The following is a 255-nucleotide window of genomic DNA, read 5'->3' on the forward strand; positions in this document are numbered from 1 at the left end:
GCGTGTCAAGACGCTTCCATAAAGGTGCGGTGGCTTCAGCCGAATACACGGCGGAATAAGCGTCCGCAACGCGATGTCCACCCCGGATGGCGACATGGTATTGCGCCACGGCGTCCTCGAAGTCGCCCAACTCATTAAGACATCGTCCACGACGAAAGGCAATATTTCCGGCGTCTGGCGCCAAATGTTGGGCAGCCTGGTAGGTGGCATCGGCAGCAACCCAATCTTTGGCGCGTTCAAGGGCGAATCCAAGTT

The 255-nt window shown here is 57.6% G+C and carries 1 protein-coding gene; it reads left to right on the plus strand.

Annotated features, from left to right (window positions below):
- Positions 1–73: 73 nt before the first annotated feature.
- A partial coding sequence (locus IEV86_RS18075) for a hypothetical protein (RefSeq protein ID WP_229734740.1) occupies positions 74–255 on the plus strand: 182 nt, incomplete at its 3' end.

This window comes from Cellulomonas carbonis (assembly GCF_014636275.1).
Taxonomy (GTDB): domain Bacteria; phylum Actinomycetota; class Actinomycetes; order Actinomycetales; family Cellulomonadaceae; genus Actinotalea; species Actinotalea carbonis.